At 64.5% G+C, this 25226-nt stretch carries 19 protein-coding genes and 1 pseudogene; 3 read left to right on the top strand and 17 right to left on the bottom strand.

Annotated features, from left to right (window positions below):
* The 11 genes and pseudogenes from F6X37_RS26600 to F6X37_RS26550 all read right to left on the bottom strand — a co-directional run.
* Positions 1 to 508: pseudogene (locus F6X37_RS26600) on the bottom strand (hypothetical protein); the annotation flags it as partial.
* Between the two features lie 420 nt (positions 509 to 928).
* The gene (locus F6X37_RS26595) at positions 929 to 3118 is read right to left on the bottom strand and encodes an ABC transporter ATP-binding protein (RefSeq protein ID WP_090801592.1); all 2190 of its coding nucleotides are present in this window, start codon (positions 3116 to 3118) and stop codon (positions 929 to 931) included.
* The gene (locus F6X37_RS26590; RefSeq protein WP_184051565.1) at positions 3115 to 4011 is read right to left on the bottom strand and encodes an ABC transporter permease; all 897 of its coding nucleotides are present in this window, start codon (positions 4009 to 4011) and stop codon (positions 3115 to 3117) included. The genes F6X37_RS26595 and F6X37_RS26590 overlap by 4 nt, the downstream gene beginning before the upstream one ends.
* Entirely contained in the window at positions 4008 to 5036 is a 1029-nt protein-coding gene (locus F6X37_RS26585) for an ABC transporter permease (protein WP_184058192.1), read from the bottom strand. Before F6X37_RS26585 ends, F6X37_RS26590 begins: the two co-directional genes overlap by 4 nt.
* 41 nt (positions 5037 to 5077) lie before the next feature.
* On the bottom strand, positions 5078 to 6751 hold the full coding sequence (locus tag F6X37_RS26580) for an ABC transporter substrate-binding protein (RefSeq protein ID WP_187613350.1): 1674 nt from the start codon (positions 6749 to 6751) through the stop codon (positions 5078 to 5080).
* Between the two features lie 391 nt (positions 6752 to 7142).
* Entirely contained in the window at positions 7143 to 8162 is a 1020-nt protein-coding gene (locus tag F6X37_RS26575; RefSeq protein ID WP_187613349.1) for a HoxN/HupN/NixA family nickel/cobalt transporter, read from the bottom strand.
* Positions 8163 to 8484: 322 nt separating this feature from the next.
* Complete coding sequence (locus F6X37_RS26570) at positions 8485 to 9012, bottom strand: cupin domain-containing protein (RefSeq protein WP_090801585.1); 528 nt, start codon at positions 9010 to 9012, stop codon at positions 8485 to 8487.
* Between the two features lie 202 nt (positions 9013 to 9214).
* Positions 9215 to 11320, bottom strand: coding sequence for an elongation factor G (gene fusA, locus F6X37_RS26565; RefSeq protein ID WP_187613348.1), 2106 nt, complete (start codon positions 11318 to 11320; stop codon positions 9215 to 9217).
* Positions 11321 to 11637: 317 nt separating this feature from the next.
* Positions 11638 to 12153 (bottom strand): DUF192 domain-containing protein, encoded by a 516-nt coding sequence (locus F6X37_RS26560; protein ID WP_184006379.1) that lies wholly within the window; start codon positions 12151 to 12153, stop codon positions 11638 to 11640.
* A 144-nt stretch (positions 12154 to 12297) separates the two neighbouring features.
* On the bottom strand, positions 12298 to 12486 hold the full coding sequence (locus F6X37_RS26555; protein WP_184058182.1) for a hypothetical protein: 189 nt from the start codon (positions 12484 to 12486) through the stop codon (positions 12298 to 12300).
* Between the two features lie 495 nt (positions 12487 to 12981).
* Positions 12982 to 13551 (bottom strand): pseudouridine synthase, encoded by a 570-nt coding sequence (locus F6X37_RS26550; RefSeq protein ID WP_187613347.1) that lies wholly within the window; start codon positions 13549 to 13551, stop codon positions 12982 to 12984.
* Positions 13552 to 13812: 261 nt separating this feature from the next.
* On the opposite strand from F6X37_RS26550, the gene icd reads away from it, so the two are divergent.
* A complete protein-coding gene (icd, locus tag F6X37_RS26545; RefSeq protein WP_090801579.1) occupies positions 13813 to 15069 on the top strand; it encodes an NADP-dependent isocitrate dehydrogenase in 1257 nt (418 codons plus the stop codon).
* 182 nt (positions 15070 to 15251) lie between these two features.
* Here the strand turns inward: icd and F6X37_RS26540 are convergent, their stop codons facing one another.
* Positions 15252 to 15458: a cold-shock protein gene (locus F6X37_RS26540; protein WP_007180614.1), complete on the bottom strand. Its 207-nt coding sequence runs from the start codon at positions 15456 to 15458 to the stop codon at positions 15252 to 15254.
* A 555-nt stretch (positions 15459 to 16013) separates the two neighbouring features.
* On the opposite strand from F6X37_RS26540, the gene clpS reads away from it, so the two are divergent.
* Both clpS and clpA read left to right on the top strand, forming a co-directional pair.
* Entirely contained in the window at positions 16014 to 16328 is a 315-nt protein-coding gene (clpS, locus tag F6X37_RS26535; RefSeq protein ID WP_008919570.1) for an ATP-dependent Clp protease adapter ClpS, read from the top strand.
* Positions 16325 to 18622: an ATP-dependent Clp protease ATP-binding subunit ClpA gene (gene clpA, locus F6X37_RS26530; RefSeq protein WP_090801577.1), complete on the top strand. Its 2298-nt coding sequence runs from the start codon at positions 16325 to 16327 to the stop codon at positions 18620 to 18622. Before clpS ends, clpA begins: the two co-directional genes overlap by 4 nt.
* Positions 18623 to 18765: 143 nt before the next feature.
* Here the strand turns inward: clpA and dut are convergent, their stop codons facing one another.
* The 5 genes from dut to ileS form a co-directional block, all read right to left on the bottom strand.
* Positions 18766 to 19212: a dUTP diphosphatase gene (gene dut / locus F6X37_RS26525; protein ID WP_018421593.1), complete on the bottom strand. Its 447-nt coding sequence runs from the start codon at positions 19210 to 19212 to the stop codon at positions 18766 to 18768.
* A gap of 66 nt (positions 19213 to 19278) precedes the next feature.
* On the bottom strand, positions 19279 to 20295 hold the full coding sequence (locus tag F6X37_RS26520; RefSeq protein ID WP_187613346.1) for an LLM class flavin-dependent oxidoreductase: 1017 nt from the start codon (positions 20293 to 20295) through the stop codon (positions 19279 to 19281).
* 81 nt (positions 20296 to 20376) lie between these two features.
* Positions 20377 to 21594, bottom strand: a complete 1218-nt coding sequence (coaBC, locus tag F6X37_RS26515) for a bifunctional phosphopantothenoylcysteine decarboxylase/phosphopantothenate--cysteine ligase CoaBC (RefSeq protein WP_187613345.1) — start codon at positions 21592 to 21594, stop codon at positions 20377 to 20379.
* Positions 21595 to 21718: 124 nt separating this feature from the next.
* Complete coding sequence (gene lspA / locus F6X37_RS26510) at positions 21719 to 22225, bottom strand: signal peptidase II (protein WP_090801573.1); 507 nt, start codon at positions 22223 to 22225, stop codon at positions 21719 to 21721.
* On the bottom strand, positions 22225 to 25062 hold the full coding sequence (gene ileS / locus F6X37_RS26505; RefSeq protein ID WP_187613344.1) for an isoleucine--tRNA ligase: 2838 nt from the start codon (positions 25060 to 25062) through the stop codon (positions 22225 to 22227). Before ileS ends, lspA begins: the two co-directional genes overlap by 1 nt.
* Positions 25063 to 25226 lie beyond the last annotated feature (164 nt).

The raw sequence follows: 25226 nt of genomic DNA, 5'->3' as shown, positions 1-25226 counted from the left end.
CGCCTCCGCCTCCGCCTCCGCCTCCGCTTCCACCGCCACCACCACTACCGCTATTTCCCTTACTGCCCGTGCCCGCACCGCCACTCCCACTTCCGCTCCCTGAACCCGCCGCCCCGGCGCCGCTGTTGCCGCTTGCGCCAGCACCGCTATTGCTCGAACCCGCCGCGCCGCCATTACCGCTGCCGTTGCCACTGCCGCCGCCGAGCCGCCCGCAGCCCGGGCCGCCGAGCCCGCCGCAGCCGGACGGCGCGAACACCGAGGCGGCGTCGTCGGCGGCTGTGGCCGTGCCAGCCTCGGCGCCGGTTGCCGCGCCGTCGTTCTGCGCGAGCAGCAGCGGCGTTGAATCGCCGGGTTGCGCCCGCAACGCGTCGGCCAGCACAATCGAGCGAGGGATCACGTCCGTCGACGCCCCGTACGCGGTCCCGCCCGCCAACACCGCGACCCCCGCGAGGACCACCGCGCCGCGCATCATTGCACAGTAGTACTGATCTGATTTTCCGGTCTTCATCGCGCGTCTCCAGAGCGAAGGACGGTACCTCGCTGCCGCCTTCGCGAGCTGCCCCAGCGCCGGCCAACCTGTCTGCACGCGGGTCTTGTCGAACCCCCGGTCCGTTGTGTCGAAGTTGTCCGTGCGTCGCTGCCGTGCTGATCGCGCGAGGTCGCGCCATCGCGTGGTGACGCTCGTCGTGCGGATATGCGCGGCGTTGCGCGCCCGGTTTGGCTTCGAGTCTCTGGCTGCTAATTTAGCGATATCCATGCCACGCGCCGCAAAGCCTTGACGCGACACGGGCGATATCGAGATGTGCGATGCGCACGCCGGAAAAACGCCTCAAAACGTTGCGACGATGAAACGCGCGGACGCAAAAGCGTGTTCCGACGCGGGATTCGTTAAGAGGGGCGGTGTGCGTCGATGAGGTTCGAGTCGACGCTAGCTGGCGTTTTCCGACGCATCGTCGGAGGTGCCGCCATTCGTCGGGTCGCCCGCGTTGTCGTCGCGCGGCTCGCTTTGCAGCTCGCGAAGTGTGGCGACCGGAATATGGCAGCGAATCCGGTGCGCGCAAGACGGATCGGCGGCGTCGTCCGCGTCGAGAAACGGCGGGTCCTGCTGCTCGCAGATCGCGCCGAGCTTGCGCGGACAGCGCGTGTGAAACACGCAGCCCGACGGCATCGCGCCGGGCCCGGGCAACTCGCCGGTGAGACGGATACGCGTACGTTGATGCACCTCGCCGGACGCGCCGTCGCCCGGCAGTGTCGGCACGGCGGACAGCAGCGCCTCGGTATAGGGATGCTGCGGTCCATCGAACACGGCCGCCGCCGGGCCGATTTCGAGCAGCCGGCCGAGGTAGAGCACCGCGATGCGATCCGACACATAGCGGACCACGTGCAGATCGTGCGAGATGAATACGTAGCTGACGCCGCGCTCGTGCTGCAGATCGGCGAGCAGGTTCAGAATCGCGGCCTGCACCGACACGTCGAGCGATGAAGTCGGCTCATCGCACACGACGACGCGCGGTTCGCCGGCGAACGCGCGCGCAATCGCGACGCGCTGCTTGAGTCCGCCCGAAAGCTGGCGCGAACGTGCATCCAGATAGCGCTCGGGCAGCCGCACGGCGTCCGTCAGCGTGGCGAGCCGTGCGTCGATCTCCGGCCCGCGCAGCGCGGTGAAGCGCGCGAGCGCACGGCCGATCAGCCGCTTGACGGAATGCGCGCGATTGAGCGCCGAGTCCGGATTCTGGAACACGATCTGCAGCGATTTCAGCTGCTCGTCGCTGCGTCGCGTGACGCGCGCGGCGAGCGGGGCGCCGTCGAGTTCGAGCAGGCTGCCGGCATCGGGTGCGAGCAGGCCGAGCAGCAGTCGCGCGAGCGTTGTCTTGCCGCTGCCCGATTCGCCGACGAGGCCGAGCGTCTCGCCGCTCGCGAGTTCGAGCGACACGTCGTCGACCGCGCGCAGCGGGACGCCCGATACGTGGAATGTTTTCGACAGGTTCCGGGCGCGCAAGACCGGCCCAGAGGGCGCGCGCGGCGCCGCGTTGGATGATGCGGCCGCCACCGGCGCCGCGCTCGATGTCGCACGCGGCAGTTCGATCGCACGCTCGTGATAGTGGCAGCGCGCCATCTGATCGCCATGCCGGGCGCCGAGGCGATAGGGCGGCGGCGCGTCGCGGCGGCAGCGCTCGTCGGCGAGACGGCAGCGCTCCGCATAGATGCAGCCCTGCGTGACCGAGCCCGGCAGAGGCAGGCCGCCCGCGATCGTATCGAGCCGCTCGCTGTCCTTGCTGCGTCCGGCCGTCGGCAGGCAGCGCAGCAACCCGACCGTGTACGGATGACGCGGCCGTGCGAACACGTCCTGGGTCGCGCCTTCCTCGACCAGCTTGCCCGCGTACAGCACGCCGACGCGTTCGCACATGCGGCCGATCACCGCGAGGTTGTGGCTGATGAACAGCACCGCGGTGCCGAGTTCCTCGCGCAACCGTGCGACGAGGTCGAGCACTTCCGCTTCGACGGTCGCATCGAGGCCGGTAGTCGGTTCGTCGAGAATCAGCAGCGCGGGGTTCGACGCGAGCGCCATCGCGATCACGACGCGCTGCTGCATGCCGCCCGACAATTGATGCGGATAGCTGTTCATCACGCGCTCGGGCGCCGCGATGCGGACGCGTTTGAGTATCTCGAGCGTGCGTTGCAGCGCCTCGTCGCGCGCGACGCCGGCCGCCTCGAATGCTTCGGAAACCTGACGGGCGATCGTCAGCGATGGATTCAGTGCGCGCCCCGGGTCCTGGTAGACCATCGAGACGGTCGTCGCACGCATGCTGCGCAGCGCGTCGGCACCCAGCTTCTGTACGTCCTCACCGGCGATTACGATCTTGCCGGCCTTCACCTTGCCATTGCGCGGCAGATAGCGCAGCGTCGCCATTGCCACGGTCGACTTGCCGCAACCGGATTCGCCGACGAGCCCATACGCCTCGCCGCGTCGCACGCGAAACGATACGTCCTGCAGCACTTCGCGATCGCGTCCGCGGATCCGGTAGGTGACCGTCAGGCCGACCACGGTCAGCGCGTCGGTGCGATCGCTTTTCGACACGTCGAACGCCGCGAACGAGGAGGGCGGTGGGCCGTTCATTGGTCGAGCACTCCCTGCACGCCGTCGGCGATCAGATTGACGCCGACCACCAGTGACGCGATCGCGCCCGCCGCAAACACGACGGTCCACCACGCGCCGCCCGCCATCAACGTGTACGACTCGGACAGCGCGAGCCCCCAGTCGGCCGACGGCGGCTGGATGCCGAAGCCGAGGAACGACAGCGTCGCGACCGCGAAGATCGCATAGCCGAGCCGCACCGTTGCTTCGACGACGATCGGCGGCAGCACGTTCGGCAGGATCTCCGCGAACATGATGTACGGCGCGCGTTCGCCGCGCAGCTGCGCGGCGGCCACATAGTCGAGATGCCGCTCTGCGAACACGGCGGCGCGCACGGTGCGGGCTGTTATCGGCGTGAAGGTGGTGCCGATCACGAGAATCACCGTGAAGTTCGACGCACCGACCGCGGCGAGCGCGAGCAGCGCGACGATCACGAGCGGCAGCGCGAGCACCGCGTCGATCATGCGGCCGATCACGTCGTCGACCCAGCCGTCGAAGTAGCCGACCACCAGGCCGAGCGCGGTGCCCGCCGCGGTGCCGAGCAGTGTCGCGAGCGGCGCGATCGTCAGGATGTCGCGTGCGCCGACGATCACGCGCGAGAATACGTCGCGGCCGAGCTGATCGGTGCCGAACCAGTGCGTGCGATCGGGCGGCGTCAGCGAATTGAGCGGATCGGACGCGTACGGATCGAGATGCACGAACCACGGCCCGGCGATCGCGCAGACGATCCACCACGCGACGATCAGCGCGCCCACGATGAAGGTCGGCGAACCGAGCAGCAGGAGGAGGCGCGGGAAACGCGGCTCGGAGCCCGGTGCGCCTGGCGCGGGCGAGCCTGGTGGCGTCGATGAAGCCGGCGGCACGGTCGTATTCATTCGGCGGTCCTCACCCGCAGTCGCGGATTGAGCAGCACGTGCAGCGCATCGGCGACCAGATTCGCGAGCGTATAGACGACGCCGATCGTCAGTACGCCCGCTTCGAGCATTGGAAAATCCTTCGCCTTGGCGGCGTTGTAGATCAGCGAGCCGATGCCCTGGTAGCGGAACAGCGTCTCGACCACCACGAGTCCGCCGATCATGTAGCCGAGTTGGGTGGCGGCGACGGTGATCGTCGGCAGCAGTGCATTGCGCAGCACGTGCCGCCAGATCACGACGTGGCGCGGCAGGCCCTTGAGGATGGCGGTGCGCGTGTAGTCGGCGTCGAGCGCTTCGACGGTGCCCGCGCGTGCCATTCGCGCGATGTAGCCGAAGAACACGAGGACGAGCGGCAGCACCGGCAGCACCAGATGGCGCAGCTGTTCGAGCACGCTCGCATCGGGCGGAGACGAGGCCTCGATGGGCAGCCAGCGCAGCCACACGCCGAACACGAGAATCAGCACGATCGACGACACGAACTCCGGCACCACGGTCGCCGACAAACCGGCGATGCTGATCGTGCGATCGAGCCAGCGCCCCGCATGCATCGCCGACCACACGCCGCCTGCGATGCCGAGCGGCACGACGACGATGAACGCGAGCAGACCGAGCTTCGCCGAATGCCCGAGCGCATCGGCGATGAACGGCCTGACCGGTTCGCGATACGCGTACGACAGCCCCATGTTGCCGCGCACGAAATGCGTGATCCAGTCGATGTATTGCGTGAGCAGCGGCCGGTCGGCGCCGAGCTGATGATCGAGCGCGGCGACCGCGCGCGCATCGGCGAGCGGCCCGAGCACCGCGCGGCCGATATCGCCGGGCAGCAACTGGCCGCCCGCGAACACGATCACCGACAGCAGCCACAGCGTGATCAGCGAAAGACCCGCGCGCGTCGCGAGAAAACGCGCGACGCGGCCCGCGTTGCCGTTCGTCGCGCGCGGCGGACGCGATGTATTCGAGGCGGGAGAGGGCGCCGGAGCCGACATCGTGAGTTCTCCTGCGAAAAGCGAGGCGGACAGCGCGCTGCTTACGCGCTGAGCGTCGCGCGATCGAAATACAGTTGCGCGAGCGCAGTGAAGCGCACGCCGTTCACGCCCTTGCGCATCGCGATCAGCTGATCGTAGAAGAACGGGATGATCAGCGGCGTTTCGTCGAGCAATAGCGTCTGGATCTGCCCGGAGATTTTCCTTTGCGTGGCCAGATCGATCGCCGCGACGAACTGCGCGACCAGTTGATCGTATTGCGGATTCTTGAAGTGCGCGGCGTTCCATGTGCCGTTGCTCGTCAGCGTCGCGGTGAGGAACACGTTCGGCACGCCGCGATGGCCGTAATCGGTGATGCCGAGCGGCGAGTCGAGCCAGTCGGATTTGCCCGGCGTGCCCGCGCCGTAGTAGAGCGATTGGCTCTCGACCTTCAGATTGATGCGCACGCCGATCGCCTTCGCGGCGTTCTGCACGACGACCGCCAGGTCGGGGATCTCCATGTATTTTTCGGTGGTCAGCGTGACGTCGAAACCGTTCGGCACGCCGGCCTGCGCGAGCAGCTGCTTCGCCTTCGCGACATCGATCTTGCGTTGCGGCACGCCCGCATCCGACGATGGAAACACCGGCGCGAACGGGCTGTCGTTGCCGAGTTGTGCGCGACCCTTGAAGAGACCGCGCACGATCACGTCGCGATCGAGCGACAACGCGAGTGCCTGACGCACGCGCTTGTCCTTGAAGAGCGGGCTGTCGTTGCGCATGTGAATCTGGCGGTGCGCGCTCGACTTGACGCCGACCGCCTTGTAGTCCGGATTGTTCAGGATGGCCGCGCCGCCCTGCACGGTGAACGTGCCCATCACGTCGGCCTGATGGCCTTGCAACGCGAGCAGTTGAGCCTGCTCGTCGGCGTAGAACGAAAACTGTACGCGTTGCGGTAACGCTTTTTCGCCCCAGTAGTCGGGATTGCGCACGAACGACGCGCCAACCTTCGGCTGATACTTTTCGAATTTGAACGGACCCGTGCCGATGAAACTCTTTTCGTAGTTGCCCGCGAAGTTCGCGGGCAGGATCACCGCGTTGTAATTATCCGAGGAAACGTAGTACGGGAAATTGCCGGTCGGCGCGTCGAGATGAAACTCCACCGTGTGTTCATCGACGACCTTCGCGCCGCCTTTCGACAGCACGCCCTTTAGTACCGATAGCGCGGCCGAGCCGCTCGCGGGATCGGCGAGACGGTCGAAGGTCGCGACTACATCTTTCGCGCCGAAGCTCTGGCCGTCGTGGAATTTCACGTTGGGGCGCAACTTGAAGGTCCACACGTCGCCCTTGTCGTTCGGCTTCCACGACAGCGCGAGCGCGGGCTTCAGCATCAGCTTCTCGCCGTCGTCGTCGATCAGGAATTCGCCGGTCTGGTTCAGCAGCGCGAGACTCGCGGCGTCAGTCACCGTCAGCGGATCGACGGCGCCCGCCGGCGTCAGATGCGCGACGCGGATCGTCTGGTTCGACGTGGGCGGTGCACCTTGCGCCCGCGCTCGCGGCGCGCCGAGCAGGCCGCCACCCGCGAGCGACAGACCGATCACGCTCGCATGTCGTAGCAGCTCGCGGCGCGTGATGCGGCCGGCGACAAACTCGTCGAGGGCGTGGTTGCCGTAGGCGTCGGCTGTGAGGCGGGCTGCGTCCAATGCGTCAGGTGCGAGAAATCGGTCCGCTGGCGTTTTCATCGATGGCGTGTCCAACCCGTTCTGTTGCTGGTTCGGAGGCGTCGCGCGAGCCGCGCGACGGCGCGAGGGGCAGCAGCGCGCCTTCCGATGGGCGATGGGATGTGGTGGGGCCGCTATCGCGAAAGGGCAACGCTGTGCAGAGCGATCTCAGTGTAAGCGATTGCTCGCGGCTCTGGCGCACCGGGGGCGCGCCGCGCTAGTCGATCGGCCGATAAATGACGCGCGGTGTGTCGTCGTCACAACGGTTACCGGACGCGTGCTCGCGAGGGGCGGCCGCGATTGCGGACGGATTGGCGGAGCAACACGGTGCGAAATGCGGTTTCGAACTCCACAAGGTGGAACGCTCAAAGAAACCTACGGTGTAGATCGGTTTCCCGGTAGGCCAGGCCACTTATCGTGCCGCCGTATCCGGCCGTCTCCAGCGATGAAACAGCACCGAGCCGATCCAGCACGCCATGAAGGCCGCGACGATCGCATAGCCGAGCGCGCCGAAATGATCGTTGATTCCGACGATCGCATCCGACACCCCGCCGCTCCAGCCGAAGCGATCCGACAGCAGCCCCAGCGCCTCGACGCCGCCAATCACGATCGCGACCATCGCCGACACGAACGTGATGCTCGCGTTGTAGTAAAGCTTGCGCTTCGGGTCGTCCATCGCCCAGCCGTACGCGTGCACCATCAGCACGTTGTCGGTCGAATCGACAAGCGTCATGCCGGCCGTGAAGAGCGCCGGGAACACGAGGATCGAATAGAGCGGCAGGCCAGTGCTGGCCTGCGACGCAGCGATCGCGAGCAGGCCGATCTCGGTCGCGGTGTCGAAGCCGAGCCCGAACAGCACGCCGACCGGATACATGTGCCAGCTTTTCGTGACCAGCCGAAACAGCGGCCGCAATGCGCGCGACAGCAGCCCGGCTGGGGCGAGCGCATCGGCTGACGCTGTGCTCGCAACGTCGCCACGTTGCGTGTGCCGGTAGCGGCGCCACACGTCGCGCAGGACCACGAGATTGACCGCCGCGAGCGCCAGCAGGAACGACGCGGAAACCAGTGTCCCGAGCGTGCCACCAACTTCCTTGAAGCTTTCGAAGCGCCCATTCAGCGAATGCGTGGTCCAGGCGATGCCGATCGTCGCCGCGATCACGATCGTCGAATGGCCGAGCGAAAACGCGAGCCCGATCCCGACCGGTCGCATGCCGGTTTGCATCAGCTTGCGCGTAACGGCGTCGATCGCCGCGATGTGGTCGGCGTCGACCGCATGACGCAGACCGAAGCCATACGCGAGCAGCGCGGTGCCGAGCAGCAGCGGGTAGTGGCGAAACGCGATTAGCGCCCACAGCCATGCGCCGAGGTTGGCGGCGAGCAGCACCGCGTAGAGCGCGACGAGGCGAGGGCGCAGCGAGGCGTTAGGCGTCATGTGGCACGAGCGGATGAACGGATAGGTTGATGAGCGGCTAGGGTCTGTTTACATATGGAACGCACGTGCGTTGCCGCGAGAAGGGCCGCTCGCAAGGATTGCGACGCCGCGAATACTCGACGTATTCGCAAGGAGCGTGACGCAGCGAGCGGCCCTTCTCGCGGCAACCCCAGTTCTGAATTTCATTCCAGGGGAATGCCCGCTATCGGCCGCATGGCGGCGTCGTGCGTCGCTCACGTGGCGCGGCCACGCAGCGCTCCTTACTCCTTGCCCTGCGGCCGATAGCGGGCATTCGCACGTGCGTTCCATATGTAAACAGACCCTAGTGATCGTGCGGATGCTTGTGGATCGGATCGACCCAGTAGACCGTTTCCGGCTGCTCCACCGCGTCGATGTTCAAATTGACGACGACCGCTTCGTTGTCGCTGCGCACGAGCACGCATTCGAGCGGCTCGTCGGTGCTCGCGTTGATCTCCTGATGCGGCACGTAGGGCGGCACGAAGATGAAGTCGCCGGGACCGGCCTCGGCAGTGAATTCCAGATGCTCGCCCCAGCGCATGCGCGCCTGGCCGCGCACAACATAGATCACGCTTTCGAGCGCGCCATGATGATGCGCGCCGGTCTTCGCATTCGGATGGATCGTCACGGTGCCGGCCCAGATTTTCTGCGCGCCGACGCGCGCCGCGTTGATCGCGGCCGCGCGGTTCATGCCCGGCGTTTGCGCGGTGTTGGTGTCGAGCTGATCGCCGCGGATGACCTTCACGCCGTGTTCGCGCCAGTCGATCTGCTGGCTGGCTTCGGCGGCGTCGTGCTCGGCCCGGTAATGCGGATGTTCGTGATCGTGGCTCATCGTGTCTCCTCCTCGGCTGGCGTGCCGCGTTCGAGTCGTTTGCTTCGGTCTTACGATTCAGGGGCGTGCCGCATGGCTGATCAACATTCTGGCACGTTCAAAAAACGGGTGCGTGGCTCGACGATGCAAACGGCGCCATAAAAAAAGCCCGCTCACAGAGAGCGGGCTTCGGCTTGTCGCGCTCAACGCCGCCGCGTCAGCGTCATTGTTTCTTCGTGTTGATCACGGCCTCGGCGACATTGCTCGGCGTCTCGGCGTAATGCTTGAACTCCATCGTGTAGGTCGCGCGGCCCTGGGTGGCCGAGCGCAGCGACGTCGAATAGCCGAACATCTCGGCGAGCGGCACCTCCGCGCGCACCAGCTTGCCGCCGCCGCCCGCGATGTCTTCCATGCCCTGCACCATGCCGCGTCGGCTCGACAGGTCGCCCATCACGTTGCCCATGAAGTCCTCGGGCGTTTCCACCTCCACGGCCATCATCGGTTCGAGCAGGATGGGCTTCGCCTTGCGCATCGCTTCCTTGAACGCTATCGAGCCGGCCATGCGGAACGCGTTTTCGTTCGAGTCGACGTCGTGGTACGAACCGAAGGTCAGCGTGACCTTCACGTCGACGACCGGATAGCCCGCGAGCACGCCGGCTTTCAGCGTTTCCTGGATGCCCTTGTCGACGGCGGGGATGAATTCGCGTGGGATCACGCCGCCCTTGATCGCGTCGACGAACTGGTAGCCCTTGCCCTGTTCGCTCGGCTCGAGCGCGATCACCGCGTGGCCATACTGACCGCGGCCGCCCGACTGCTTGACGAACTTGCCTTCGACGTCCTCGACCTTGTTGCGCACGGTTTCGCGATACGCGACCTGCGGCTTGCCGACGGTCGCTTCCACGCCGAACTCGCGCTTCATCCGGTCGACCAGAATTTCGAGGTGCAGCTCGCCCATGCCGGAGATGATCGTCTGTCCGGATTCCTCATCGGTCTGCACGCGGAACGACGGGTCTTCCTGCGCGAGACGGTTCAGCGCGATGCCCATCTTTTCCTGATCGGCCTTGGTCTTCGGTTCGACGGCCTGCGAGATCACCGGGTCCGGGAAGATCATCTTTTCAAGGATGATCACATGATTAGGATCGCAGAGCGTGTCGCCGGTGGTCGCTTCCTTCAGGCCGACGGCCGCGGCGATGTCGCCCGCGTAGACCTCCTTGATTTCCTTGCGCTCGTTCGCGTGCATCTGCAGGATCCGGCCGAGGCGTTCCTTCTTTTCCTTGACCGCGTTGTAGACCGTGTCGCCCGAGTTGACGACGCCCGAGTACACGCGGAAGAAGATCAGCTGACCGACGAACGGATCGGTCATGATCTTGAAAGCGAGCGCCGAGAACGGATCGTCGTCGTTGGGATGACGCTCGATTTCCTTGTCGTGCTCGTCGTGACCGGTGATCGCGGGCACGTCGACCGGCGACGGCAGATAGTCGATCACCGCGTCGAGCATCGCCTGCACGCCCTTGTTCTTGAACGCGCTGCCGCACAACATCGGCACGATCTGGTTGGCGATCGTGCGCGCGCGGATGCCGTGCTTGATTTCGGCTTCGCTCAGCGGTTCGCCGCCGAGGTACTTCTCGAGCAGTTCCTCGTTCGCCTCGGCCGCGGCCTCGACCATCTTGTCGTGCCATTCCTTCGCGGTGGCCGCGAGTTCAGCCGGGATGTCGCGGTACTCGAACTTGATGCCCTGGCTGTCGTCGTCCCAGTAGATCGCCTTCATCTTGACGAGGTCGACCACGCCCTGGAAGTGCTCTTCCGCGCCGATCGGAATCTGGATCGGCACGGCGACCCCCTTCAGACGATTGCCGATCTGCCGCTGCACGCGGAAGAAGTCCGCGCCGACGCGGTCCATCTTGTTGACGAACGCGATGCGCGGCACCTTGTACTTGTTCGCCTGGCGCCAGACGGTTTCCGATTGCGGCTGCACGCCGCCGACCGAGTCGTACACCATGCAGGCGCCGTCGAGCACGCGCATCGAGCGCTCGACTTCGATCGTGAAGTCGACGTGCCCGGGGGTGTCGATGATGTTGATCCGATGCTCGGGATAGTTGCCGGCCATGCCTTTCCAGAACGCGGTCGTGGCCGCCGACGTGATCGTGATGCCGCGCTCCTGCTCCTGTTCCATCCAGTCCATCGTCGCCGCACCGTCGTGAACCTCGCCGATCTTGTGGGTCACGCCGGTGTAGAACAGGATCCGTTCGGTGGTGGTGGTTTTGCCGGCATCGATGTGAGCGCTGATGCCGATATTCCGGTAGCGCTCGATGGGAGTCTTGCGGGGCACGTGAATCTCCTTGTAATGGCGCGCCTGAAACGCATGCCGGGCGACCGCGCGGGCCGCCCGGGGAGTCTGAGTGGTGCTTTATCTGGCGTTACCTTGTCGAGATTACAAGGATAGCGCGTCGATTGGTCTTTTGCATGAATCCTGCCAGCCGGCGCGAAGGCTGGTGGCGCGGGGCTGAGCGGGCGAAAAAAAGCCGGCGCCTCGGGTCGAGACGCCGGCTTTTCGCGGGACAGCGTGGCGGGACGGTGCCCCCGCTCAGAGGCCGCTCCGGGGCCATTTACGGGGCTGCACGGACACGCGGCCCGGCGGTGAGGGTCTTACTGCGTGATACCCGGCACCGGCGGTAAGCCCTGGATCTGCATGCCGGGCTTGATGCCCTTCGCCGAGAACCAGCCCTTGGGCATTTCCAGCGCGAACACGCCGTTGTGCGTCGGGCAGTGGTTGTTGGTGGTCTCGGCCTGCATCTCGTCGATGTCGGTGATCGTGCCGTCGGCGCGCATGAATGCGATCGACAGCGGGATCAGCGTGTTCTTCATCCAGAAGCAGTGGCCCGCGTTCTCGTTGAACACGAACAGCATCCCTTCGTTCGGCGCGAGCTTCGTGCGATACATCAAGCCCTGTTCGCGGTCCGCGTCGTTGGCGGCGACGGCCGCGTCGATCACGAACATGCCAGCGGTCAGCTTGACGCGCGGAAACTCGCTCGGCTGCTTGGCGCCCGGCGGCATCTGCTGCGCCTGGGCGGGAGCCGTGGTGACGACGAACGACAGCGCCGCGAGCGGCAGTGCTACGGCAATGGCGAAACGCGCCATCGACGAGCGCATGGAAAATCGCACGGCAAGACTCCTTGCTGAAATTGACTCGCGCATGTTACGCGAGCGCGTCAAAAACAAAAAGGCAGATCGCCTTGCGGTGATCTGCCTTACAACGCCGTAAGAACGGCAATGAAGCTGGTTCTTTACTGCGTTTTTACAAGCAACTTACTCCGAAGCTGCCGAAGCTGCAGCTGCTGCCTTCTTGTGCGACTTCTTGTGAGCGTGCTTGGTGGTCTTCTTTGCCGACGAAGCTGCTGCTGCCGGAGCTGCGGGAGCTGCTTCCGGTGCCGATGCTTGTGCGAATGCTGCCGTTGCGAAGAGGCCAGCGACCAGAGCGGCGATCAGTTTGTTCATTTTGTGAATCCTCAGCTTGAGTTAATTAACCAAATGACCCGGCATATGTAGAGTCATGTCGGTAAACGTGCCATCCACCTTTCGGTTGACAGCCGCATCGAACAAATTTTTCGACGCGTCTGCTAGCGTTCGGACTTTCGTACTCGCCGCGAAAACGGCGTATGCAAATGTCTTTAAGGCTGAATGCCGGATAGCTTCGGCGGCATCTGCGTCGGATAACGCGTGGAGTTGTACGGCGGTTGACGCGAATTGCGCGGAAATTTTGATCGTGATGACACGCGCTCAAACCGCGTGACGCAGGCTCGCGGCGAGCCCACTTGTTTCACGCATTTCGGGCCTGCGTTTCACGCATTATTTTGCGTGCTGCTACAACGAGTTAGCTTGATTGTCACAGCCGTGAAACGGGTTTGGAGTGAGCACGTCCAGGCTGATTCGCGCGTGCGTGAGTTCGGCACGCGGTGTTGCGGCGATGAACGAACAATCGTCAAATCATGTTCAGGCGACGCCATCCCATGGCGCGTGCGCTCGCAACTCCGTGCTCTGTCCAGGTTGCAGTCCGAGTGAAAAAATGTCAAGCGCACCGATGCCGACGCGCACGAGACGCAACGTCGGAAAACCCACCGCCGCCGTCATGCGACGCACCTGACGGTTCTTGCCTTCGGTGATCGACAGCTCGACCCATGTGGTCGGGATCGCGGCGCGATAGCGGATCGGCGGCGTGCGCGCCCACAGCGAGCTGGACGGTTCAACATAGGTCGCCTGACATGGGCGTGTCACGTAGTCGCCGAGATCGACGCCGCGCGCGAGCTTTTTCAACGCGGCGTCGTCGAGCGCGCCTTCGACTTGCGCCCAATAGCGTTTGACGAGCTTGTGACGCGGCTCGGCGATGCGCGCCTGCAGCGCGCCGTCATCGGTGAGCAGCAGCAGGCCTTCGCTATCGGAGTCGAGCCGGCCAGCCGGATAGACGCCGGGTAGCCTGACCCAGTCGGCAAGCGACGTCCGCGTCTCGTGTGGCGAAAATTGACAGATGGTGCCGAACGGCTTGTTGAGGGCGAGAAGGCGCATAGGAGAGCGATACGGCAGAGCGATACGGCGCGATGATAATGCATAAACCGGGACGCAGATTCTTCTATCTTATAGAGGAGCGTGGCGCGTTCGAGAGGCCGTCTATGTTGGAAAACCCGGAGCTAGGGGCGGCCGCGTCGCGCGTGGGACGTGGGCTAGAATAGCGGCCAGGCCGCTCGCGGCGGTTCGGCATTGCGCGGCGAGGGCGTCTCTTTCGCAGTCTCCCATCAGCTTTTGCACAGCTTTCACTGGAGTCCGATCATGCCGTATCAGCACATCAAGATTCCGACAGGTGGCGATAAGATCACCGTCAACGCCGACTTCTCGCTCAACGTTTCCGACGAGCCGATCATCCCGTACATCGAAGGCGACGGCACTGGTCTGGACATCACGCCGGTCATGCTCAAGGTCGTGGATGCGGCGGTCGAAAAGGCGTACGGCGGCAAGAAGAAAATCCACTGGATGGAAATCTACGCGGGCGAGAAGGCGACCCGGGTGTACGGCCCGGACGTATGGCTGCCGGACGAAACGCTGCAGGCGGTCAAGGAATACATCGTGTCGATCAAGGGGCCGCTCACCACGCCAGTCGGGGGCGGCATCCGCTCGCTGAACGTCGCGTTGCGCCAGGAACTGGACCTCTATGTGTGCCTGCGCCCGGTGCGATATTTGAAGGGCGTGCCGTCGCCGGTGCGCGAGCCCGAGAAGACCAACATGGTGATCTTCCGCGAGAACTCGGAAGACATCTACGCGGGCATCGAATGGCCAGCTGAATCCGAGCAGGCGAAGAAGATCATCAAGTTCTTGCGCGAAGAAATGGGCGTGAAGAAGATCCGCTTTCCGGATTCGTCGGGTATCGGCATCAAGCCGGTGTCGCGCGAAGGTACCGAGCGTCTGGTGCGCAAGGCGATCCAGTACGCGATCGACAATGAACGCCGCTCGGTCACGCTGGTGCACAAGGGCAACATCATGAAGTACACCGAAGGCGCGTTTCGCGACTACGGCTACGCGCTCGCGCAGAAGGAGTTCAACGCGGAACTGATCGACGGCGGTCCCTGGATGAAAGTCAGGAATCCGAAGACCGGCGGCGATGTCGTCGTGAAGGACGTGATTGCCGACGCGTTCCTGCAGCAGATCCTGCTGCGCCCGGCCGAATACGACGTGATCGCCACGCTGAACCTGAACGGCGACTACATCTCGGACGCGCTCGCCGCGCAGGTCGGCGGCATCGGAATCGCGCCGGGCGCGAACCTGTCGGATTCGGTTGCGATGTTCGAAGCGACGCACGGCACGGCGCCGAAATACGCGGGCAAGGATTACGTGAATCCCGGCTCGGAAATCCTGTCAGCGGAAATGATGCTGCGCCACCTGGGCTGGTTCGAGGCGGCGGATCTGATAATCAGCTCGATGGAAAAATCGATCCTGCAAAAGCGCGTTACTTACGATTTTGCCCGCCTGATGGAAGGCGCGACCCAGGTGTCGTGCTCGGCATTTGGGCAAGTGATGATCGAAAATATGTAATTGACGCGCCGGGATTATCCGTTTCGCATAAAACCTCCGGCGCCAGCAAACGGCCGGGGTATTTTTATACCCGGAATTTTCGGGCGGCTTTCCGGCCGGAAAATCCGTTGCAATAGAAAGCTGCCGCAAAAAAGAAACCCGGCGCGGAGCCGGGTTTCAAAAAGGACGGGTATCGAAACGTTTCAGGCTGGCGCCTGAATGTTCGATGCCTGCTTGCCTTTCGGGCCTTGCACGACTTCGAAGGTGACCTTCTGGCCTTCCTTCAGCGTCTTGAAGCCATTCATCTGGATGGCCGAGAAGTGTGCAAACAGATCCTCGCCGCCCTCGTCAGGCGTGATGAATCCGAAACCCTTTGCGTCGTTAAACCATTTGACCGTACCAGTTGCCATTCCAACTTCCCCTGTAACTCATGTCACTACCACGAGCCCTCGAAAAGCCACGACCACGCGAGGCAGTCGTTCCCTCCTCACAAGCTCACCATCGGCATTTTTTCGAGATTATGGCTTGGTGAAAAAAGTGCCAGCTTGATTGTTGGGGCTCTTTATTCGAGTGTCAAGAAAATTTTGAGACGTCGTTGTCGCGTTGCAAACAGGCCGCTTTCCAGGGTTTTTACCGCTTCCGTATGTGCGGTGGCGCAAGCGGCGTGGCTTGAAAAGTCGCATAATCCACTCACATGCTGACTGTGCCCGCGGCGCCGACGCCCAGCGCGGCGAGCGCTCGCAGCCAGTACCGGCAGGTTGTGCGATACTCGATCCGACCGCGGTGCAGCACGCGCCGCGCATGACAGGATCGGGGCCGGCACCGCAATCGGCCCGTCGAAAACGCGCAGGCCAGGCCGAACATGACAGCGTCGTGACCGCCGGGTGGCAGCGAACGGGCTCATCGGCCGGGCGGCCGGGTTCTGACAGGATTGCGGGCCTGTCCTAGTTGTTTAGAATGGGTGTATGGCGATTATCCCGGACAAGCAGGACGGCACCGTACTGGAGCGGCAGGAGCAGAAACTCAAGCCGCCATCCATGTACAAGGTGGTGCTGCTGAATGACGACTTCACGCCGATGGAATTTGTCGTGATGATCGTGCAGGAATATTTCAATAAGGATCGTGAAACCGCAACGCAGGTCATGTTGAAGGTGCATCGCGAGGGCAGGGGAGTTTGTGGGGTCTATACGCGGGACATCGCGTCGACCAAAGTCGAGCAAGTCGTTACCCACGCACGGCAGGCCGGGCATCCGCTGCAGTGTGTGATGGAGGAAGCATGATTGCCCAGGAACTGGAAGTCAGCCTGCATATGGCGTTCATGGAAGCGCGCCAGGCAAGGCACGAGTTCATAACGGTCGAGCATCTTTTGCTCGCGCTGTTGGATAACCCGACGGCGGCAGAGGTACTGCGCGCATGCGCGGCCAATATCGAGGATCTGCGCCAGAACCTGCGCAACTTCATTCATGACAACACGCCGACCGTGCCGGGCACGGACGACGTCGACACGCAGCCCACGCTCGGTTTCCAGCGTGTGATCCAGCGCGCGATCATGCATGTGCAGTCCACCTCGAACGGCAAGAAGGAAGTGACCGGCGCGAACGTGCTGGTCGCGATCTTCGGCGAGAAGGACTCGCATGCGGTGTACTACCTGCAGCAGCAGGGCGTCACGCGTCTGGACGTAGTCAATTTCATCTCGCACGGCATCGCCAAGACGAGCAGTTCGGACGCCGCGAAGGCGAGCGATGCGAATGCCGAGTCCGACGAAGCAGCCGCGCAGAAGGAAACGCCGCTCGCCCAGTTCACGCAGAACCTGAACCAGATGGCGAAGGACGGCCGCATCGATCCACTGATCGGACGTGAGTCGGAAGTCGAGCGTGTGGTGCAGGTGCTGTGTCGCCGCCGCAAGAACAATCCGCTGCTGGTCGGCGAGGCCGGTGTCGGCAAGACCGCGATCGCCGAAGGGCTCGCATGGCGCATCACGCGCGGCGAAGTGCCGGACATCCTGGCCGATGCCCAGGTGTATTCGCTCGACATGGGCGCGCTGCTCGCGGGCACCAAGTATCGCGGCGACTTCGAGCAGCGTCTGAAGACGGTGCTGAAGGAACTGAAGGAGCGTCCGCACGCCATTCTCTTCATCGACGAAATCCATACGCTGATCGGCGCGGGCGCCGCGTCGGGCGGCACGCTGGACGCGTCGAACCTGCTGAAACCGGCGCTCTCGTCGGGCACGCTGAAGTGCATCGGGGCAACCACCTTCACCGAATATCGCGGCATCTTCGAAAAGGACGCGGCGCTGTCGCGTCGTTTCCAGAAGATCGACGTGACCGAGCCGACCGTCGAGCAGACGGTCGCGATCCTGCGCGGGCTGAAATCGCGCTTCGAAGAGCACCACGGCGTCAAGTATTCGTCGGGTGCGCTGTCGGCGGCGGCTGAGTTGTCGGCGCGCTTCATCACCGATCGTCATTTGCCGGACAAGGCGATCGACGTGATCGACGAAGCGGGCGCGGCGCAGCGCATTCTGCCGAAGTCGAAGCAGAAGAAGACGATCGGCAAGAACGAGATCGAGGAAATCATCTCGAAGATCGCGCGCGTGCCGGCGCAAAGCGTGTCGCAGGACGATCGCAGCAAGCTGCAGACGCTCGACCGCGATCTGAAGAGCGTCGTGTTTGGTCAAGATCCGGCTATCGATGCGCTGTCGGCCGCGATCAAGATGGCGCGCGCGGGCCTCGGCAAGCTCGACAAGCCGATCGGCGCATTCCTGTTCTCGGGTCCGACCGGCGTCGGCAAGACCGAGGTCGCGAAGCAACTCGCGTTCACGCTCGGCATCGAACTGATCCGCTTCGACATGTCGGAGTACATGGAGCGTCACGCGGTGAGCCGGCTGATCGGCGCGCCGCCGGGCTACGTCGGTTTCGACCAGGGCGGCCTGCTGACCGAGGCGATCACGAAGAAGCCGCATTGTGTGCTGCTGCTCGACGAAATCGAAAAGGCGCATCCGGACATCTTCAACGTGCTGCTGCAGGTGATGGACCACGGCACGCTGACGGACAACAACGGGCGTAAGGCGGACTTCCGCAACGTCATCATCATCATGACGACGAACGCGGGCGCCGAGGCGATGGGCAAGTCGGTGATCGGCTTCACGAACCGCCGCGAGGCGGGCGACGAGATGGTCGACATCAAGCGCATGTTCACGCCGGAGTTCCGCAACCGTCTGGACGCGACGATCAGCTTCCGTTCGCTCGATGAGGAAATCATCATGCGCGTGGTCGACAAATTCCTGATGCAGCTGGAAGATCAGCTGCACGAGAAGAAGGTCGATGCGCTGTTCACCGATGCGCTGCGCAAGCATCTGGCGAAGCACGGTTTCGATCCGCTGATGGGCGCGCGGCCAATGCAGCGCCTGATCCAGGATACGATCCGTCGCGCGCTCGCCGACGAGCTGCTGTTCGGCAAGCTGATGAACGGCGGCCGCGTGACGGTCGACGTCGATGCCGACGACAAGGTGCAGTTGACCTTCGACGAGCATCCGGCGCCGCGCAATCCGAATCCGGAGGCGGTGGAAGTCGAGTGATGTCAGTCAGGCCGGCGTGGCGTTGAGCTGGCCGGACACCAAAGGCAGAACGGCGCGGGTTTTATCCCGCGCCGTTTTTTTATGCTCTGGTTTTTTCTCACGGCGTGCGCTGAAGGCGCCAGCCGCCGCGTCGCAGCAATCGATCAATGCTTGCCGGTGCTACCAAACCCGCCCGCGCCGCGCACGCTTTCCTCGAAGTCATCGACGATATTGAACCCGGCCTGCACGACGGGCACGATCACCAGTTGAGCGAGGCGTTCCATCGGATTCAGCACGAATGTCGTCTCGCCGCGATTCCACGTCGAGATCATCAGTTGGCCCTGGTAATCGGAATCGATCAGGCCGACCAGATTGCCGAGCACGATCCCATGCTTATGGCCGAGACCCGAGCGCGGCAGAATCAACGCCGCATAACCGGGGTCGCCGACGTGGATCGCAAGTCCGGTCGGCACCAGCGCGGTTTCGCCGGGTTTCAGCGTCAGCGGTTCGTCGAGGCAGGCGCGCAGATCGAGGCCGGCGCTACCGGTCGTCGCGTAAGCGGGGAGCTGTTCGCGCATGCGCTGATCGAGAATCTTCAGGTCGAGTTTCATTCAGGTTCGATAGTTGGGGGTGAGATTGGTGAAGGGGCACGCGGCTGACTGGCAACGCCTTTGCGATCAAGCCGCCTGGTCCGAGCCGAGCTGAAACGCGTCGGCGAGCAGTTCGTAGGAGCGCAAGCGCGCACGATAGCTGCCGGCGACGGTCAGCACCATCAGCTCGTCGGCCTGGAACTGCTGCTGTAAATCCGTGAGCCGTTCGGTCACGCGCTCAGGCGTGCCGATGATGCTGCGCGGCTTTTCGCGGTCGATCACGAGCTGTTCGCGCTCGCCATATTCCTGCGCGATGCCTTGCTCGATCGAGGGTATCGGTTCGTTCAGACCATACGCCATCTGCACGCGACGCAGATCGACGGCTTTTTCGAGGTCCGCGGCTTCCTGCTCGGTATCCGCGCAGATCACGAAGACCGCGGCCGCCAGATACGGCCGCGACGCGTCTTTGCCAGGCTGGAAGCGCTCGCGATACGCCAGCGCGACCTGTTTGCCGAAATGCGCGTTGATGAAATGCGCGAACGAAAAGCGGATGCCGAGCTGCGCCGCGAGCAAACCGCCGAAGTCGCTCGAGCCGAGCATCCACAGCTGCGGGCGCGTATCGATCTGCGGCTGCAGCAGCACGCCCTGCGCGAGATGATCGTCGGGCAGCGCGCCGTGCATGAGGCCGAGCAACTCGGCGACCTGCTGCGGAAAATGCTCGCCGCGATTGTAAGCGCCGGCGGCGACCGCCTGCGCGGTGCGCATGTCGCCGCCCGGCGCGCGTCCGACGCCGAGATCGACGCGATTCGGAAACAGCGCCTCGAGCATCATGAACTGCTCGGCGACCTTGAACGGGCTGTAGTACGGCAGCATGATGCCGCCCGAGCCGATGCGAATGCGTTTGGTCACGCTGCCAAGGCGCGCCAGCATCACTTCAGGGCAGGGATTCGACACGCCGCGCAGGCCGTGGTGCTCGGCGCACCAGTAGCGCGTGTAGCCGAGGTCGTCGGCGAGTTGCGCGAGTTCGACGGTCGCGGCGATCGCGTCCGCCACCGAACGGCCGGCGATCACCGGTGTTTGATCGAGCACGGAGAGTAGCGTCATGGCAGTAGTGCTCCAGGTGATTCCGGTCGGCTAACCGGGCAAAGATGGCAGGGCCACACGGGCCCACTGCTGCTCGCTCGTTCAGCCAACCGGACTGATGCCGGGCGGCAGACGCTTCGCGATTTCCGCGATCAGCGCGCGCGCCAGCGTCTGCTTGTCGGCGCGTGGCAGCTTCGTCGCGCGGCCTGCTTCGAACAGAATCACTTCGTTGTCGTCGAGCCCGAACGTTTGCGGCCCCAGATTGCCGATCAGCAGCGGCACGTTCTTGCGCGCGCGCTTTTCCTCGCCGTGGACTTCGAGGTTGTCGCTTTCGGCGGCGAAGCCGACCGCGAACGGCGGCTTCGGCAGCCCGGCGACCGCGGCGAGGATGTCTGGATTCTCGACGAATGAAAAGCTCGGCAGCGCGTGCTCGGCGGTCTTCTTGATCTTCTGACCGCTGACGTGGTCGACGCGCCAGTCGGCCACCGCCGCGACGCCGATGAAAATGTCCGCCTCCGCGACCGCGCGCATCACCGCGTCGTGCATCTGCTGCGCGGTCTGCACGTCCTCGCGCAAGACGCCCCACGGCGTGTCCAGCGCGACCGGACCGGCCACTAGATGCACGTCGGCGCCGGCCTGCTGCGCGGCGCGCGCGAGCGCGAAGCCCATCTTGCCGCTCGAACGATTGGTGATGCCGCGCACCGGGTCGAGCGGTTCGAAGGTCGGCCCGGCGGTCAGCAGCACGCGCCGGCCGGACAGGATTTTCGGCGCGAAGAACGACGCGACCGCCTCGTAGGTCGCGGCCGCTTCGAGCATGCGCCCATCGCCGATTTCGCCGCAGGCCTGCGGGCCCGAATCGGGGCCGAGCACCTCGACGCCGTCCGCGCGCAGTTGCGCGACGTTGCGTTGCGTGGCCGGGTTCTGCCACATCTGCCGGTTCATCGCCGGCACGACGAGCAGCGGGCAGTCGCGTGCGATGCACAGTGTCGAAAGCAGATCGTCGGCCATGCCGTGCGCGAGCTTGGCGAGGAAGTCGGTCGACGCCGGCGCGATCACGATCACATCGGCTTCGCGCGATAGATCGATGTGCGCCATGTTGTTCGGCACGCGACCGTCCCACTGGCTCGTGAAGACCGGCCGCCCCGACAGCGCCTGCATCGTGACGGGGGTGATGAACTGGGTGGCCGCTTCGGTCATGACGACCTGCACGGTCGCGCCTGCCTTGGTCAGCAGACGCGTGAGTTCGGCGATCTTGTAGCAGGCGATGCCGCCCGTCATGCCGAGGACGAGGTGTTTGCCTGCGAGTTCTGCGGTTGCCAACGAAAGCCTCCGACAAAGCGTGATCGCGCGGCGGCGCGAGGGCGTTGCCCGTCGTCGCCGCGCGCTTCAAACCGGACCTGAGGCACGGCTCGCGCAGCCGCGACCGTGCCTCACGTCGGCGACGTTAGCGTGTGCCGCGTACCCGCCGCAGCTCGTCGATCACGAGCAGGATCGCGCCGATCGTGATCGCGCTGTCGGCGAGATTGAACGCCGGCCAGTGCCAGCCGCCCACGTGGAAATCGAGGAAGTCGATCACGTGGCCGTACGCGAGCCGGTCGATCACATTGCCGAGCGCGCCGCCGAGAATCAGCGCGAGCGCCGTGCAGAACATTTTCTGCCCGCTATGCCGCTTGAGCAGATAGCAGATCACGAGCGCCGCGACCACGCCGAGCGCGGTGAACGCCCAGCGCTGCCAGCCGCCCGCCATCGCGAGGAAGCTGAACGCGGCGCCGCGGTTGAACACGAGAATCAGGTTGAAGAATGGCGTGACCTCGTGCGGCACACCGTAGGCGAACACCTTGCGCACGGCGATTTTCGTCAGCTGGTCAAACAGGATGACGATCAGCGCGATGCCGAGCCAGGGTGCGAGCGAACTGCTTCCGGTGCGCGTTTTCGACATGGTTCTCGCCATTATGCCGCGCTCCTCGATTCGCCACTGCCGAACAGGTTGCTGAAGCAGCGGGCGCACAGCGACGGATGCTCGGCGTTCGCGCCGACGTCCGCGCGATAGTGCCAGCAGCGCTCGCACTTCAGGTACTTCGACGCGATCACTTCGACGCCTTCATCGGCTTCGCTGTCGACCTTGACGACGTTCGCCGCCGACGTGATCAGCACGAACTTCAGGTCGTCGCCGAGGCTCGCGAGTGCGTCGTAACGCGCGCCGCTCGCGCGGATTTCGACTTCCGCCTGCAGCGACGAGCCGATCAGGTTCGCGACCCGCGCCTCTTCGAGCGCCTTGGTCACGTCGCCGCGCACCGCGCGCAGCAGCGTCCACTTGTCGAGCAGCGCGCCCGCGTCCGGCACGGCCGGGTACGCGTGGTACGTCTCGGTGAAGATCGTCTCGCTGTTGGGCTGGAACACCTTCCACGCTTCTTCCGCGGTGAACGACAGGAACGGCGCCATCACGCGCAGCAGCCCGTGCGCGATGTGGTAGACCGCGGTCTGCGCCGAGCGGCGGGCGACCGAATCCGCCGCGCTCGTGTAGAGGCGGTCCTTCAGCACGTCGAGGTAGAAGCCGCCCAGGTCTTCCGAGCAGAACGTCTGCAACTTGGCGACGACCGGGTGGAACTCGTACTTCTCGTAGTGCGCGAGGATGTCGTTCTGCAGATTCGCCGACAGCGTCACCGCGTAACGGTCGATTTCGAGCCAGTCTTCGACCGGACGCGCGTGCTGCGCGAAGTCGAAGTCCGACAGGTTCGCGAGCAGGAAGCGCAGCGTATTGCGGATGCGGCGATAGCCTTCCGTCACGCGCTTCAGGATTTCCTCGGAGATCGCGAGCTCGCCCGAGTAGTCGGTCGACGCGATCCACAGGCGGATGATTTCCGCGCCGAGGCGGTTTGCGACTTCATGCGGATCGATGCCGTTGCCGAGCGACTTGCTCATCTTGCGGCCTTCGCCGTCGACGGTGAAGCCGTGCGTGAGCAGCGCGTTGTAGGGCGGGCGGCCGTCGAGCATCGACGCGGTCAACAGCGACGAATGGAACCAGCCGCGATGCTGGTCCGAGCCTTCGAGGTACAGGTCGGCCGGAAACTGCAGCTCGTCCTTGTGCGAGCCGCGCAGGACGTGCCAGTGCGTGGTGCCTGAATCGAACCACACGTCGAGCGTGTCGCGGTTCTTTTCGTACAGGTTGGCGTCCTCGCCGATCAGCTCTCGCGGATCGACCGTCTGCCATGCCTCGATGCCTTCCTTCTCGACGCGCTGCGCGACCTGTTCGAGCAACTCCAGCGTGCGCGGATGCAGCTCGCCGGTTTCCTTGTGCACGAAGAACGCCATCGGCACGCCCCACTGGCGCTGCCGCGACAGCGTCCAGTCCGGGCGGTTCGCGATCATGCTGAAGAGGCGCTGCTTGCCCCACGACGGATAGAACGCCGTGTTCTCGATGCCTTCGAGTGCGGTCTCGCGCAGCGTCCTGTCGCCGTCGTTGGGCTTCACGTCCATGCCGGCGAACCACTGCGAAGTGGCGCGGTAGATGATCGGCGTCTTGTGGCGCCAGCAGTGCATGTAGCTGTGCGTGTACTTCTCGGTGCGCAGCAGCGAGCCGGCGCCTTGCAGCGCCTCGACGATCTGCGGATTGGCAGCCCAGATCGACAGGCCGCCGAACAGCGCGAGCGATTCGATGTAGCGGCCGTCGCCCATCACCGGGTTGATGATGTCCGAGTCGGCCATGCCGTGCGCCTTGCACGACACGAAGTCTTCCACGCCGTACGCCGGCGATGAATGCACGACGCCGGTGCCGGTTTCGGTCGTCACGTAGTCGCCGAGGTAGACCGGCGCGGTGCGCTTGTAGCCCGGATGCGCGGACGCGAGCGGGTGGTTGAAGCGCAGGTTCACGAGCTTTTCGCCCGGCGTCGTCGCGACGACCGTGCCTTCGAGGCCGTACAGCTTCAGGCACGCCTCGACGCGTTCCTCAGCGAGGATCAGCAGGCCGCGCGGCGTGTCGACGAGCGCGTAGACGAGTTCCGGATGCAGGTTCAGCGCCTGGTTGGCGGGGATGGTCCACGGCGTAGTGGTCCAGATCACAATGCCGCCTTCGTTGCGCGGCAGCGCGGCGAGGCCGAACGCCTGCGCGGTCTTCTCTGGTTCGGCGAAGCTGAACAGCACGTCGATGGTCGGATCGGTCTTGTCCTTGTACTCGACTTCGGCTTCGGCGAGCGCCGAGCCGCAGTCGAAACACCAGTTGACCGGCTTCAGGCCGCGGAATACGTAGCCTTTTTCCATGATTTTCGCGAGCGCGCGGATTTCGCCGGCTTCATTCGCGAAGTTCATCGTCTTGTACGGATTGTCCCAGTCGCCGAGCACGCCCAGACGGCGGAAGCCCGCCTTCTGCTTCTCGATCTGCTCGGTCGCGTAGGCGCGCGCCTTCTGCATCACTTCGGCCGCCGGCAGCGACTTGCCGAACTGCTTTTCGATCTGGATTTCGATCGGCATGCCGTGACAGTCCCAGCCCGGCACGTAGACCGCGTCGAAGCCCGCCAGATTGCGCGCCTTGACGATCATGTCCTTCAGGATTTTGTTCACCGCGTGACCGAGGTGGATGTCGCCGTTCGCATACGGCGGGCCGTCGTGCAGGATGAACTTCGTGCGGCCCCTGGAGGCGGCGCGGATCTTGTCGTACACCTTGCGTTCCTGCCAGTCCTTGACCCATTGCGGCTCGCGCTTGGGCAGGTCGCCGCGCATCGGGAACGGTGTGTCGAGCAGGTTGACCGGGTAGCGGGACTGCGGTTTCGAATCAGCTTTCTTGTTGCTCATGATGTGGGTGGCGGTGAATTCGTTCTATGCGTAGCGGCGCGCGGATTGCGCGCTGCGCGAGGAGCGTGGGACGCGCCCGGCAGGCGGCTCCGCGTGAAGCACGGACGCCCTTCGATGCGCGCGGCGACGGTTCGTGCGGCGCGGCGCACCGGCCCGAACCGCGG

This window comes from Paraburkholderia sp. 31.1 (assembly GCF_014397645.1).
GTDB lineage: Bacteria > Pseudomonadota > Gammaproteobacteria > Burkholderiales > Burkholderiaceae > Paraburkholderia > Paraburkholderia tuberum.
This window is presented reverse-complemented; position numbering and strand designations above follow the sequence as displayed.